Below are 14,133 nucleotides of genomic sequence, written 5' to 3'. Positions count from 1 at the left end.
GCCTGCGCGGCCGAAAATGCGCTGACGATGCCGCCGCACATGCCTATGCAATGCAGCCCGCCCAGCAGGCCTATCATGAAAATCGGAAAGAGATTGAGACCGGTCAAAGCATGGCTCGCATTAAATTTTTTTCGTATAGCGCAAGGGTTGCGTTTCTATTTTGGCAGAAGCGCCACCGGTTTTTGCTTCGCACGCAGTGTTCAGATAACGATCGAACACCATGCAGACATTACGAATCAGCAAGCGGCCCTTGGGCGTGACGCTGATCCATTCTTCGTCCACGGTAACGAGGCCATTGTCTTCCAGCTCGCGCAGTTTTTCCAGCTCTGCGGCAAAGTAGGTCTTGAAGGTGATCGGATAAGCCAGTTCGATGGAGTCTATCGACAACTCGAAATTACACATCAGCATCTGGATGATGATACGGCGCAGCAGATCGTCCATGCTCAGCTTGACGCCGGTAACGATAGGCAGCTCATTTTGCTCTATGCGTTCGTAATATTCATCCAGCGTCTTGGCATTTTCGCTATAGCTTGCGGCGACTGCGCTGATGCCGGAGACGCCGAAGGCAACCAGATGATGTTCGGCATGCGAGGAATAACCCTGGAAGTTGCGATGCAGCCTGCCCTGCCTTTGCGCAATCGCCAGGTCGTCGCTGGGTTTGGCAAAATGATCCATGCCGATGTATACATAACCGGCATCCGTCAGGCGCTTGATGCAGAGCGAAAACATGTTCAGGCGCGCGTCCAGGCTGGGCAGATCATCTTCGGCGATCCGTCGTTGCGGCTTGAACATATTCGGCCTGTGCACATAGTTGTAGACGGCGATGCGATCCGGACTGGCATTGATGACCTTGTTCAGGGTCTGCGCCATCGTGATCACATTCTGCTTCGGCAAGCCGTAAATCAAATCGATGCTGACTGAGCGAAAGCAGGCTTCGCGCGCGGCGCGAATGATGTTCAAGGTATCCTGTTCGGACTGGATGCGATTGACCGCCTGCTGCACGTCGGGATCGAAATCCTGCACCCCGATGCTGATGCGATTGAAGCCCTGCTTGCGCAAGGCATGGACACGCTCGACGGTGACGGTGCGCGGATCGACTTCGATCGCATACTCGCCATCGAAATCGGAAGCGAAGCGAAAGTGACGCCGCAGATGCGCCATCAACTCGCCCATCTGCGCATCGTTCAGATAGGTAGGCGTACCGCCGCCTATATGCAGTTTTTCAATCTGGTTCATGCCGGCGAACAGATTGCCCTGCATTTCTATTTCGTGTTTCAGATAGCTCAGATACGTGGCGGCCTTGCTGCGATCGCGCGTCACAACCTTGTTGCAGGAACAGTAATGGCACACGCTTTCGCAAAACGGAATATGCACGTACAGCGATAGCGGCCGCATGCCGCCGCGCGTGCGCAAACCGACCACGGTTTGCAGATAGTCGCGATAACCGAATGCATCGCTGAAGCTGTCTGCCGTTGGATACGATGTATAGCGCGGCCCGAGCTGAATCAGCTTGCGCACCAGATTGGCATCGAATTCCAGCGATGGATTTCCTGTTGCCGGTCTTGCAGATGCCACCATTATTCTTTACTCCTGCTGTCCGTTATTCCCTTCGCACCCGCAACCGGGATCTGAACCGATGCGAACCGAGTGTAGCGGTCGCGGCCTGGCCATGCTTTGACATACATCAAAAACCCCCGCAGCACGTCCGCACCTTCGCGGGAATGAGAACAAGGCGCTAGATCGTCTTCGAGTAGCGCAATGGTTCCGGCTGGCTTGCACGTTGCTTATTCAGATAGGTATCGAAAGTCATGCAGATATTACGTATCAGCAAACGCCCCTTGAGCGTCACGCGCAGCCAGTTCTCGTCCAGCGTGATCAAACCATCTGCCTGCATGACGCGCAGTTTTTCCAGCTCAGGCGCAAAGTAGTTCTCAAAATCGATTCCGAATGTCTGCGCGATATCGGCAATCGACAACTCGAAATTGCACATCAGGTGCTGGATCAACTGCCGGCGCAACAGATCATCGCTCTTCAGTTCAATGCCGCGCGCGACCGGCAATTCATTTCTGTCGATGTGATCGTAATAAGCGTCCAGCGTTTTTACATTCTGGCTGTAGGTCGGCCCGACCGCACTGATGGCGGACACGCCGCACGACACCAGATCGGCTTCGGCATGCGTCGAATAACCCTGGAAGTTGCGATGCAGACGCCCTTCCCGTTGCGCCACGGCCAGATCGTCGCTCGGCTTGGCAAAATGATCCATGCCTATATAGACATAGCCGGCTTCGTTGAGACGGCGTATGCACAGGAACAGCATCTCCAGTTTGGTATCGGCATCCGGCAAATCTTCTTCCGCAATGCGCCGTTGCGGCTTGAACAGATGCGGCATGTGCGCATAGTTGTAGATGGCGATGCGATCCGGATCGGCGGCAATCACCTTCTCCAGCGTCTGCCCTATCGTCGTCAGCGTCTGCTTCGGCAAGCCGTAGATCAGATCGACGCTGACGGAACGGAAATCGGCAGCGCGCGCCGCCGCGATGATGTCCAGCGTCTGCTGTTCCGGCTGGATGCGATTCACCGCCTTTTGCACGATGGGATCGAAATCCTGCACACCCAGACTGAGGCGATTGAAGCCCTGGCGACGCAAGGTATGTATGCGTTCGCGCGAGACGGTGCGCGGATCGATTTCAATCGAATACTCGCCCACCGTATCCGGCGCAAAATCGAACCAGCGACGCAGATGCGCCATCAGATCGTCCATCTGCTCATCGGAAAGATAGGTAGGCGTGCCGCCGCCGAAATGCAATTGTTCGATTTGATTCATGCCGGCAAACAGACGGCCCTGCATCGCGACTTCGCGTTTCAGGTAATCCAGATAAGTCACCGCCTTGCTGCGATCCTTGGTGACGATCTTGTTGCAGCCGCAGTAATAGCAGACCGTATTGCAAAAAGGAATATGCAGGTACAGCGACAGCGCGCGCTTTTCAGCCTTGGCACGCACGCCGGCCACCGCACGTTCATAGTCGGCTATGCCGAACGTGCCGGAAAAACGGTCGGCGGTCGGGTAAGAGGTATAACGCGGGCCAAGCTGGTTCAGCTTGCGGATCAGCGGCGCGTCGAATTCGACTGACGGCAGCACGGAGATGGGGATCACGGTAGCGCTCATGTTTGACATTCCTGCGGCCGCTGTCTTCCGGAATGGAAGGCGATGCGACCAGAATGCAGTGTAGGGAGCCAGGCGTGCAGCGACTTTGATCCACATCAAAAGCGCTGCAAAACGCCGCGCCTTGATGTCTGTTCAGAAGATCTAGCCTTCCTTGCCGTCTATCCGCGCGCGCAAAAGATACGGTGCGTACACCGCGACGTACAGGATAAAGGCAGCGCTCCAGCAGAGCGTGCTGAGAACCAGCGCCGCATCGCGCCAGCCGTACAGCTCGAACGCTGCTGCCACCCGAGCCAGCGCGCCGGCCTGAATCAGCAGATACATGACCGTTTCCGCCGGACCCGCCTTGAGCAGGCGCCCAGTATGGCCGAGCGTGGTGCGCGTCATCATGCCGAGTATCAGCCCGGCCATCGAACCGACCGTCAATGCGTGGAAGGCTGCACTGACGGGAATCAGATTGACGGCGGCCAGCGCCAGCAGGAAAAAGCCGACAGGAATCCAGCCATAGGACAGATGCAATATCCACAACAGAGGCACGCGCACGGTGCGCTGCGGCTGCCAGCCGGCCAGCCGCAGCAGCGTCGCGCAGGCCGCCGCAAATGAGAATGCGGCAATGGTCAATGCAGGCGCACCGAATATCCATGTCAGGCTGGCGGTCGCTGTCAGCAACACCGCAATCAGATCGCGTCGCGTATGCACGATGGGCTTGGTGCCCGGTGCGCCGTTGGCGGTAAACATCGGAATCACGCGCGCTCCTATCAGCGATTCGATGATCACGATCAGCAGGATGGCCGCCTGTATCACCAGCATCGGTGATACCGTCAGCAAGCCGTTGACGGCCGCGTGAAATAGCAGGTTGGTCAGGGTCAGCAATCCCAGCATCACGATCAGAAACATATTGCGTTTATTGCCGGCGCGCTGCAGCACACGGAACATCGGCCATGCAGCCAGCGGCAGAAAAATCAGGTCCATGACAGCGGCCCACAGCGGCGGCGCCCACAGCATGGCGATGCGTCCGGCCAGCCAGACGCCGGCCAATGCAGCCAGATGGCCTTTGCGCGGCGTCCACAAACCGGTCCAGGCGCGCATCGCCGTCAACAGAAATCCGACGATCACAGCAATTGCAAAACCGAACACCATCTCGTGCATATGCCAGAACAGATGCACGTGCGGCATGCTGATCAGGCCGAAATATTGCGCAATCCACAAGGGAATGCTGAGCGCGGCAAACAGCGCGGCCAGCAGGTAGAAAGGACGAAAACCAAGCTGCCATACCGGCTGCTCGGTGAACGACGTGTGGCGCGGCATGGAAATTTCCGGTTCGTCGATTTTTAAAAGCGTCATGGCGTACTCAATATGCAAGGAAATGCAACGAGGCCTGCATCGATGATGCAGTTGTCGGCATCGCAAACCATCTTACGAACTAGCCTCGCAAAGTTATTTGATGTGGATCAATGTTTGCCTAGTATGCGCTGATATATTCAAAACGCGTCAAGCAGCGTCAACCGGCGGCGCTCCTCGAAGCGATCCGCCCGCTATGACTGTTTCATCCCTAACATACCGTTTGTCGGTGCCGATAAGAAGGCATCGCAAAGGGAAAGGCCAGACTTGCCATGAATCCGCTTTCCCTGCTGCCGCAACGCCTGTCGAACAAGATAGTCGCTGTCTTGATAGGCTTCCTGCTGCTTGCCTTGTCCGCGATCGGCACGACGCTGATGCTGTCGTGGCAACTCGAAGGCAGCGCTGCCGCCATCAACGAAGCCGGCGGCGTACGCATGCAAAGTTATCGCCTGACCAGCGTGCTTGCACGCCTGCTCAATGATGAAGTCGAAGCGGGTGAGCTGCGCGACACTGCGGAACAGCAACTGCGCACCATCAACGCCACCTTTGCACGGCTGCAACGCGGCGATCCGCAACGGCCGCTCTACCTGCCGCCCACCAATAACATCCATACCGTCTTTGAACAGGTAGTCGAACGCTGGCACGACGAACTTGAGCCGCTGGCCCATGCCATTCTGCAAAAGGAACCGCCCGACCGGCAACCGGACTGGGATAGCTATCTGACACAAATAGACGGCTTCGTCGCCGACGTCAACAATCTGGTGCAACTGATAGAAAGCGATAGCGAAACCCGCATGTTCTGGCTGCGTTCATGGCAACTGGTGCTGGTGGCGATGGCGCTGATCGGCACCGTGATGATGATTTACCTGATGTTCCTGCTGATTATCCAGCCGGTCACGCGCCTGCAGGAAGGCATGCGGCAAATGAACGAAAAGGAACTCGGCGTGCGGCTGCCGGTGGAAAGCAAGGATGAGTTCGGCCAGTTGACGCTGGGCTTCAACCAGATGGCCGACCGGCTGGAAACCTCCTACAACAATCTGGAAAACCGGGTAAGGCAGAAAACGGCAGAGCTGGAAGACCAGAATCGCGAACTCGCCCTGCTCTACGATAGCGCCGCCTTCCTGCAGCGCCCGCAACCGATGGAAATGTTGTGCGACGGTTTCCTGCAACGCATCACGCAGTATTTCCAGGCTGACGGCGGCTCGGTGCGCGTGCTGGAAGCGGCACGCGACAATCTGCACATGGTCGTGCATCAGGGTATCTCGCAAGAACTGGTGGCATCCGAACACTGCCTGAAAGTCGGCGATTGCCTGTGCGGCGAAGCGGTCGAAAAAAAGATATCAATGGTGCACAACCTGCAGCAAATGGATCAGGCACACGCGCTGCAATGCCATCGCGAAGGATTTGCGACGGTTTCTATTTTCCACATCTATGCGCATGAGCAGCATATCGGATTTTTCAATCTGCATTTTCGCCAGCCCAGGGTGTTCGACAAGCATGAACAGGCTTTGCTGGAAGCACTGGGCAATCTGCTCGGCGTCGCGATTGAAAATATCCGGCTGGCGATGCGCGAACGTGAAATGGCGATTTCGGAAGAACGCAATCTGGTCGCGCAAGGTTTGCACGACAGCATTGCGCAGGGCCTGACCTTTCTTAATCTGCAGGTACAGATGCTGGACGATTCGCTGCAAAAAGGCCGCCTCAAGGAAGTCGCCGAAATCGTGCCTGCGCTGCGTGCCGGCGTCAATGAAAGTTATGAAGACATACGCGAACTGCTGCTGAACTTCCGCAGCCGTCTGATCAAGGGCGACCTGATCGATTCACTGCAGACCACCATCGACAAGTTCCGCCGCCAGTCCGGCATTACCGTCAATTTTGTCGCCAGCGGCGATGGCGCGCCGCTGCCGTATGAACAACAGCTGCAGATCATGTTCATCGTGCAGGAAGCCTTGTCGAACATACGCAAGCATGCGTCGGCCAGCAAGGTGGAAATCCGTCTGCAGGACAATCAGGACTTCTCGCTTTCTATCCACGACAACGGCAGCGGCTTCGATGCCGATACCCTGCTGAGCAAGGGCGACAGTCATGTCGGCATCAACATCATGCGCGAACGTGCACAGCGCATCCAGGCCAGTTTCGAGGTGCACTCCACTCCCTTGCAAGGCACTACCGTACGGCTGCAACTCGCGCGTGCACAGCGCCGGGCCGCCTGACGCTACCAAACCATTCCGGGAAATCATATGAGCGATACAGAAAAAAAACCGATGCCGGATACTCTGGCACCAGCCCCCATCAGCGTCTTGCTGATCGACGATCACACCCTGTTTCGCAGTGGCATACGCTCGCTGCTGCAACGCTATCCGGAATTTTCCGTGGTCGGCGAAGCGGCGGACGGCGTGGAAGGCATCAAGCGTGCATGCCAGCTGCAACCGGATGTGGTGCTGCTGGACCTGAACATGCCGGGTATTTCCGGCTTGCAGACCTTGCAGCTGATGCTGCAGGATTGTCCGAATACGGCGGTCATCATGCTGACGGTATCGGAAGATGCAGAAGATCTGGGCGTGGCGCTGCAAAGCGGTGCACGCGGTTACCTGATCAAGAACATCGATGCCGATTACCTGGTGCGTGCGATCCAGCGCGCTGCTGCCGGCGAAGCCGTGGTGGCCGAAGCGATGACGAGCAAGCTGATCGCGCAATTGCAGAACGCCGGACAACGCACCGAAGTGCGCTCCGAACTGGACAAGCTGACGCCACGCGAAAGGGATATCCTCGCCTGCCTGGCCCGAGGAGAAAGCAACAAGATCATTGCACGCACGCTGGATGTCGCCGACAGCACGGTCAAAATTCACGTGCAAAACATCCTGAAGAAACTCAATCTGAGCAGCCGCGTGCAGGCCGCCATCTTTGCCGTCGGACATGGCGTTACAGGTACCGACGAAAACAAATAAACCGGAAGAGTAATCCGGCACTGAACCGGCCATCCCAAATAAAAAGCGTCTTTCCCCTGCCGGTGAAAGACGCTGCTGCAGAACCAGCTGCAAGACGATTCCACACCTGCCGGAACCGCTATCTCCTTCTACACGTGTGCACCGCCACAACCGCCGCAGCAGCCACTCGCCTTCTTCTCCAACGCTTCAATACTGTAGCCGGCGCGTGTCAGCGTGGCCTGCACTTCCTGCAGCGATGTCAGTTCTTCATCGAACTGCACAGTCGCCTTGCTGCCGGCAAGTGAAATGATGATGTCGTTGACGCCCTTGATATTCAACAAGGCGTTATTAATTTTTTCAGCACATGCTTCGCCGGTAATGCCGTTCAGTTTCATGGTTTCTGTTTGCATCGTATTTCCCTCTCACTTATCTAATGCATCGATCTTAAATGCGCCACACCGGCGTGTGCATGATCTGGATCAAGGTTTACATCAATGCCGTCCGTCATCCGCTCGCAGGCCATGCGTTTATTTTTATCGATATAAGTCAGCAGCCATTGCAGCACCTGTTCCGGCTGATTCAGATCCAGCCATGTCAGTCCCCGTGGCAGCGCAGCCGGCGCAGGGACATCGCTGGCAACCACCACCACATCCGGATTGTCGGTATACAAGGCGGCGGGTCGATGGCTGGGCCGGTACACCTCGATCTTTGGAATCGGCTCCCATTTATAGCCTTCGACCAGCGTCAGATCGGCCGGCGTCATGCGCTGCACATGTTCGGCCAGGGTCGGTTCCGGCTCTCCACGCAATTCATGCATCACTGCAAAACGGAATGGCGACGACACCAGCACCTCGACCGCGCCGGCAGCACGTGCGCGTGCGCTGTCTTTTTGCTTGTCTTCCAGCACCAGATCGTGGTGGCTGTGCTTGATGACATTGACGCGCAAACCGCGCGCGGCAAGTTGCGGCAACAGATATTCCAGCAGTGTAGTCTTGCCGCTGCCTGACCATCCTGCGATGCCGATGATGTTTGCTGTCATTTCAGTTTCCTTGTGCTTCAATCTCTATCCAGAGGAATATGCCGCCAACCATGCACGAAATAGGCCATGTCCTGATTGTAGACAAACAGCGCACGCCTGGCTGCTGGCATGACGAGCTAAGGCAGCTAGTCATTTCGGACTACTGATTCACGTCAGGAGCGGGAGCGCATTGACTGGAATGTCGCGTATATGTGGCAGCACCGCACGCTGCGGCTGAGCTGCTTCAAGTTTGAATACGCTCACGACCTGCACCAGATTGCATGCCTGATCCTGCAGCGATCCGGCGGCAGCGGCCGCCTCTTCCACCAGCGCGACATTCTGCTGCGTAACCTGATCCATCTGCCCGATGGCCTGATTGACCTGTTCTATGCCGGCTGTCTGTTCGCGGCTGGCAATCGTGATTTCGCCCATGATGTCGGTCACCTGCCCTATGCTGGCAACGATCTCGCTCATCGTGCTGCCGGCCTGATCGACCAGCGCGGCGCCGGCGCCGACTTTTTCCAGCGAGTCGTCTATCAAGCTCTTGATTTCCTTCGCCGCCTCGGCCGAACGTTGCGCCAGGCTGCGCACCTCGGTGGCGACTACCGCAAAGCCGCGTCCCTGTTCGCCGACGCGCGCGGCTTCCACCGCTGCATTCAGGGCCAGGATATTGGTCTGGAAGGCAATGCCGTTGATGACGCCTATGATGTCACCTATCCTGCCGGCCGAGGCGCTGATGGAATCCATCGTCGTGACAACCTGCGCCACCACCGTATTGCCATGCACGGCAATATCGGATGCGGAAACCGCCAGCCGGTTGGCTTGCTGCGCATGCTCGGCATTCTGCTTGACCGTCGCAGTGAGTTCCTCCATCGAGGATGCGGTTTCTTCCAGTGAACTGGCCTGCTGTTCGGTACGCGCCGACAGATCGATATTGCCGGAGGCGATCTGGCCGGAGGCAGCGGCGATGGTATCGGTAGCGTGCCGGATATCGCCTACCGTTTTTGCCAGATTCTGCTGCATGTCCTGCATCGCTACCAGCAGGCTGCTGCGGTCGCCCTTGCGGGTGGTGACGCTTCCCGACAGATCGCCGCCGGCAATACGGCGCACGATCTGCGCTGCATATTGCGGTTCGCCGCCGAGTTGCGCATAAATGCTGCGCACCAGCAGGAAACCGAGCAGCGTCGCCGCCACCGCGCCTGCCACGATCACCGCCGTGATGAGATTGCGGATATTGATATAGCGCTGTTGCGCAGCCTCATAGGCCAGGCCGGCTTCGTCCACCTGCAGCTTGCGCAAGGCATCGATGCTGTTGCGTACCGCCGGTACCAGCTTCTGGAACTGTTGCTGCAATTGCACCGCCTGTGCGAGTTCCCCTGCCCGCAATGCGGCAGCCGCCGGGAATAAACCATCCTGCACCATGCGGGCACGATGGGAGGCAAAATTTTCTGCCAGCTTGCGTTCATCCGGCAACAGGCTGCTGCCCATGTATTCGTTCCATGCCTGCGTGATTTCTGCAGCATTTTTTGCAATCAGCGCGGTATGGCTTGCCGTTTTTTCCGCATCCGGATCCTGCAGGGCTTCGGACAATGCCAGTCGATTCGCAATCAGCAAACGGTCTATGCGCGAGATTTTTTCCAGTGCCACCGTGCGGTTTTGATAAACCTGCTGCAAGTCGTCGTTGGAACGGCTTATGCTGTTCAGACCCAGCAAGCCGACCACCATGCTGATGAGCGCAAGGAGGCCGATGACCAGGCCCAGCCGGGTCTTGAGTGTGATGTTCATTTATCTTCCAGATGGGCCAGCGCCGTCGGACGACGGCGCGAATTTACTGCACCAGCGGCGTTTCCGCACCTTCCAGCGTGACGCCCTGGATGTCGGCGCGGCCGACCAGTATTTGCAGATACTGATGCACGGCGCGTTGCCACGCCTGCCGCGACAAATGATCGGCAATCTGCGCCTTCACTGCTTCAAAGGGCACGACATCTCCCGCCACACGACGCAAGACCTGCACGATATGCAGGCCGAAGCGCGTCTCCAGCAAACGGTCGGCCAGTTCGCCTTCCGGCAGGCGGAACACCAGCGCCTCGAATTCCGGCACTGTCTGCCCGCGTGTCAGCTGACCGAGATTGCCGCCCACCGTACCGGAAGCGCAGTTTGAATATTCACGTGCCAGTTCGGTAAAACGTTCCGGATGCACGCGCAGTTCGGCCAGTACCGCTTCACCGGTTTCGCGCAGCAGTTCCAGCGGCACGCTGGGTGTCACCTGGAACAGGATATGCCGTGCTTCCACCAGCTCGCCGCTGGTGAAACGTTGCGGCTGATTGCGGTAAAAAGTGGCGCAGGCTGCTTCGTCGGCATCCGGTACGCGCACTTCCTGTGCAAACAAGGCTTCGATGCGCGCATCGTCGCCCTCACCGGCGATGGCGAGCCGGTCTGCTTCATGCAGCAGTACGGTACGCAGCACCAGTTCATGCACCGATTGCTTCAGTGGATTGGCGGCCTGCTGATGGTGCGGCAATTCCTGTTCTATTGCTGCGTCGGGAATCTCTATACCGTTGACGGATACGCCCATGATGATTTCTCCTGAATCTCTGTTGACGATTAGCGACGACGCACCAGCTGGAAGGCGCGGCCCAGATAGGTGACGGTGCCGAAGCCGCTCCATACATGGACTAAACGTGTGAACGGGAAAATCACAAACAGCGACATGCCCATGAACAGATGCAGCTTGAAGATCAGCGGTGCATCGGTGATGAATTGCGCCGCTCCACCGCGCAGGGTGAGGATGTGCTGCGCCCAGTTCATCAGTTGCACCATCACGTGACCGTCGGTATGCGAGGCGGAAGCGTAGATGGAGAACAATCCCAGCAACAGCGTCGCCAGTATCCACAGCATCACGATCTTGTCCTTGAAGGTGGTAACTGCCAGCAACCTGTCACTGGCGAAGCGGCGCACCAGCAGGATCAGTATGCCGATCAGGCACAGGCCGCCCATCACGCCGCCCGCCACCATCGCGACGATCTGCTTGGCGCTGTGCGTGATGCCAAGTGCATCCCAGACCCAGACCGGTGTCAACAGACCGACGGCATGACCGAAGAACAGGCCGAGTATGCCGACGTGGAACAGGATGTTGCCGGTACGCAGACTGCCGCGATACAGCAGCTGGCTCGATTCCGATTTCCACGTGTACTGTTCGCGGTCGAAGCGGATCAAGCTGCCGAGCAGGAAAATCGCCAGCGCGATGTAGGGATAAATCCCGAAGATGAATTGATGCAGGTAACTCATTTGTATCTCCTGTTTGATGCGTGCTGTTTTGATGCGTGCTGTAGTGGCACGATCAATCCATGACTGCGGCTGTCGTGCGCGCGGCCGCCTTGGGGTAGAAGTTGACCGGCTGCGGTCCGCCGGCAAAGGTTTTCAGCAAGGGTTCAACGCCATCGGCGCCGGGTCCGAAGGTTTCCAGTGCCTCATCCATGTCGCGCACCGGCGGCTCGGACAACTCCTCGGCAGCGACCGGACTCAGGGATTCCAGCACCGCGAAGATGCCGGCGTACGGACTGCCGCCGGCCGTCAGCTTGCGGCCGATGTAGGCCAGCACGTGGATGGCATCGGCCAGCATGTTCAGGGCCTGCTCCTCTTCCAGTTGCGACAGGAATTCGAGAAACAGCGGCACGTAATCCGGCAAATCGTCGCCGCCCATTTCCAGCCCGTGCGTCTTGTATTCCTCCATCAGATCGACCATTGCCTGCCCGCGGTCGCGCGACTCGCCGTGGATGTGCTCGAACAGATGCAGCGAATGCGATGGCGTGCGATCGAAGGTGGCAACATAGTTTTGCTGCAACTCGATCAATTTTTCCTGCCGCAGATAGGCAAACAGCGGCTGCAGCGGCGGTTGCAGCTCTGGCGTATAGGCCAGAATGGCGTCGAGTTCGTCCAGGCTGTCGAGCAGTATCTGCTCCGGGTAAAGCAGCAGTGCCGACAGGACTTGATAGTGTTTCATGGTGTTTCCTTTTTAGCTGGTATCCCCTCGCCTGCTTGCAGAACGAGGGGCGGTGCAGGCTGCCTATACGCCTTCGGTTTCGCGTTTCTTGCGCGACTTGGGCATGCTGACGAAGATCGCCGAGCCCTGCTTTTTCTTGCCGAACAGCGAAGCATCGGAAACGCCATCCGAGCAGCCATTGCCGAAGCTGAAGCCGCAGGAACCCTTTTCATTGAAGCTGTCTTCCGCCATTTCCTTGTGGCTGGACGGAATCACAAAGCGGTCTTCGTAATTGGCGATCGCCATGATGTGATACATGTCTTCCACCTCGGCCTGCGACAAGCCGACCTGCTTCAACACGGTCAGGTTAGCTTCCTTGTCAACCGTCTTGCTGCGCATGTAGGCACGCATCGCCAGCATGCGATCGAGCGCGTGCACGACCGGCGCTTCCTTGCCTGCCGTCAGCAGATTGGCCAGATATTTGACCGGGATGCGCAAGCTCCTGGTATCGGGGATGATGCCGTTCAAGCCCATCTTGCCGGACTCGGCTGCGGCCTGAATCGGCGACAGCGGCGGGATGTACCAGACCATGGGCAGCGTGCGGTATTCCGGATGCAGCGGAAACGCCACCTTCCATTCCATCGCCATCTTGTAGACCGGCGATTTGGCAGCCGACTCCAGCCATGAATCGGGTATGCCCTGGCGACGCGCTTCCTCGATGATGGCCGGATCGTGCGGATTCAGGAATACGCCGAGCTGCGCTTCGTACAGGTCCTGCTCATCCGGCACCGAGGCCGCCGCTTCGATCTTGTCGGCGTCGTACAGCAGCACACCAAGGTAGCGAATACGGCCGACGCAGGTTTCCGAACACACGGTAGGCTGGCCAGCTTCGATGCGCGGATAACAGAATGTGCATTTCTCCGCCTTGCCGGACGACCAGTTGTAATAGATTTTTTTGTATGGGCAGCCGGAGATGCACATGCGCCAGCCGCGACATTTGTCCTGGTCGATCAGCACGATGCCGTCTTCCTCGCGCTTGTACACCGAGCCTGACGGGCACGATGCGATGCAAGTCGGATTCAGGCAGTGCTCGCACAGGCGCGGCAGATACATCATGAAGGTGTTTTCAAACGTGCCGTACATCTCCTTCTGCATGTTGTCGAACAGCTTGTCCTTGCTGCGCTTGGCAAACTCGCCACCCAGATCGTCTTCCCAGTTCGGGCCCCATTCGATCTTGTCCATCTTCTTGCCGGTGATGACAGAGATGGGGCGCGCAGTTGGCGGCGTTTCCGACAACGGCGCATTTTGCAAACGCTCGTAGTCGTAAGTGAACGGCTCGTAGTATTCATCGATGGCCGGCATGTTCGGATTGGCGAAGATGTTGGCCAGGATTTTCAGGCGGCTACCCTGGCGCGGTTCTATCTTGCCGGATGTCGTACGTTTCCAGCCGCCATTCCACTTGTCCTGGTTTTCCCATTCCTTCGGATAACCGATGCCGGGCTTGGTTTCCACATTGTTGAACCAGGCGTACTCGACGCCATCGCGACTGGTCCACACGTTTTTGCAGGTGACGGAACAGGTATGGCAACCGATGCACTTGTCCAGGTTCAGCACCATGCCGATTTGCGCTCTAATTTTCATGCTTCACTCCCTTGCTCTTGTCCCTGCTCTTGCAGTGGACCTTCCAGCCAATCGACTTTTT

Annotated in this window: 13 protein-coding genes; 2 read left to right on the top strand and 11 right to left on the bottom strand. The window is 57.6% G+C overall.

The window, feature by feature from the left end; translation table 11 throughout:
* The 4 genes from ABWP27_RS09175 to ABWP27_RS09160 form a co-directional block, all read right to left on the bottom strand.
* A partial coding sequence (locus ABWP27_RS09175; protein ID WP_353155863.1) for an urease accessory protein UreH domain-containing protein occupies positions 1–77 on the bottom strand: 77 nt, incomplete at its 3' end.
* A 43-nt stretch (positions 78–120) separates the two neighbouring features.
* On the bottom strand, positions 121–1,578 hold the full coding sequence (gene hemN, locus ABWP27_RS09170) for an oxygen-independent coproporphyrinogen III oxidase (RefSeq protein ID WP_353155861.1): 1,458 nt from the start codon (positions 1,576–1,578) through the stop codon (positions 121–123).
* A 157-nt stretch (positions 1,579–1,735) separates the two neighbouring features.
* Positions 1,736–3,166 carry an oxygen-independent coproporphyrinogen III oxidase gene (hemN, locus tag ABWP27_RS09165; protein WP_353155859.1) on the bottom strand — a complete coding sequence of 477 codons (1,431 nt, stop codon included), beginning with the start codon at positions 3,164–3,166 and terminating at the stop codon, positions 1,736–1,738.
* Between the two features lie 141 nt (positions 3,167–3,307).
* Positions 3,308–4,507, bottom strand: a complete 1,200-nt coding sequence (locus ABWP27_RS09160) for an NnrS family protein (protein ID WP_353155858.1) — start codon at positions 4,505–4,507, stop codon at positions 3,308–3,310.
* Between the two features lie 269 nt (positions 4,508–4,776).
* Between ABWP27_RS09160 and ABWP27_RS09155 the strand changes: the two genes are divergently transcribed.
* Both ABWP27_RS09155 and ABWP27_RS09150 read left to right on the top strand, forming a co-directional pair.
* Positions 4,777–6,717, top strand: a complete 1,941-nt coding sequence (locus ABWP27_RS09155; RefSeq protein WP_353155856.1) for a type IV pili methyl-accepting chemotaxis transducer N-terminal domain-containing protein — start codon at positions 4,777–4,779, stop codon at positions 6,715–6,717.
* Between the two features lie 27 nt (positions 6,718–6,744).
* A complete protein-coding gene (locus tag ABWP27_RS09150; protein ID WP_353155854.1) occupies positions 6,745–7,452 on the top strand; it encodes a response regulator in 708 nt (235 codons plus the stop codon).
* Positions 7,453–7,580: 128 nt separating this feature from the next.
* Here the strand turns inward: ABWP27_RS09150 and ABWP27_RS09145 are convergent, their stop codons facing one another.
* The 7 genes from ABWP27_RS09145 to narH all read right to left on the bottom strand — a co-directional run bounded on the left by ABWP27_RS09145 (position 7,581) and on the right by narH (position 14,072).
* A complete protein-coding gene (locus ABWP27_RS09145; RefSeq protein ID WP_353155852.1) occupies positions 7,581–7,841 on the bottom strand; it encodes a heavy-metal-associated domain-containing protein in 261 nt (86 codons plus the stop codon).
* A gap of 20 nt (positions 7,842–7,861) precedes the next feature.
* Positions 7,862–8,470: a molybdopterin-guanine dinucleotide biosynthesis protein B gene (gene mobB, locus ABWP27_RS09140; protein ID WP_353155850.1), complete on the bottom strand. Its 609-nt coding sequence runs from the start codon at positions 8,468–8,470 to the stop codon at positions 7,862–7,864.
* 147 nt (positions 8,471–8,617) lie between these two features.
* A complete protein-coding gene (locus tag ABWP27_RS09135) occupies positions 8,618–10,234 on the bottom strand; it encodes a methyl-accepting chemotaxis protein (protein ID WP_353155848.1) in 1,617 nt (538 codons plus the stop codon).
* 43 nt (positions 10,235–10,277) lie between these two features.
* Positions 10,278–11,024 carry a peptidylprolyl isomerase gene (locus ABWP27_RS09130; RefSeq protein WP_353155847.1) on the bottom strand — a complete coding sequence of 249 codons (747 nt, stop codon included), beginning with the start codon at positions 11,022–11,024 and terminating at the stop codon, positions 10,278–10,280.
* 29 nt (positions 11,025–11,053) lie between these two features.
* Positions 11,054–11,737 carry a respiratory nitrate reductase subunit gamma gene (gene narI / locus ABWP27_RS09125; RefSeq protein WP_353155846.1) on the bottom strand — a complete coding sequence of 228 codons (684 nt, stop codon included), beginning with the start codon at positions 11,735–11,737 and terminating at the stop codon, positions 11,054–11,056.
* Between the two features lie 52 nt (positions 11,738–11,789).
* Positions 11,790–12,452 carry a nitrate reductase molybdenum cofactor assembly chaperone gene (gene narJ / locus ABWP27_RS09120; RefSeq protein ID WP_353155845.1) on the bottom strand — a complete coding sequence of 221 codons (663 nt, stop codon included), beginning with the start codon at positions 12,450–12,452 and terminating at the stop codon, positions 11,790–11,792.
* Positions 12,453–12,515: 63 nt separating this feature from the next.
* Positions 12,516–14,072, bottom strand: a complete 1,557-nt coding sequence (gene narH, locus ABWP27_RS09115; protein ID WP_353155844.1) for a nitrate reductase subunit beta — start codon at positions 14,070–14,072, stop codon at positions 12,516–12,518.
* Between the last annotated feature and the right edge of the window lie 61 nt (positions 14,073–14,133).

The sequence above is a fragment of the Herminiimonas fonticola genome (assembly GCF_040395855.1).
In the GTDB taxonomy this organism is placed as follows: Bacteria; Pseudomonadota; Gammaproteobacteria; order Burkholderiales; family Burkholderiaceae_D; genus Oxalicibacterium; species Oxalicibacterium fonticola_A.
This window is presented reverse-complemented; position numbering and strand designations above follow the sequence as displayed.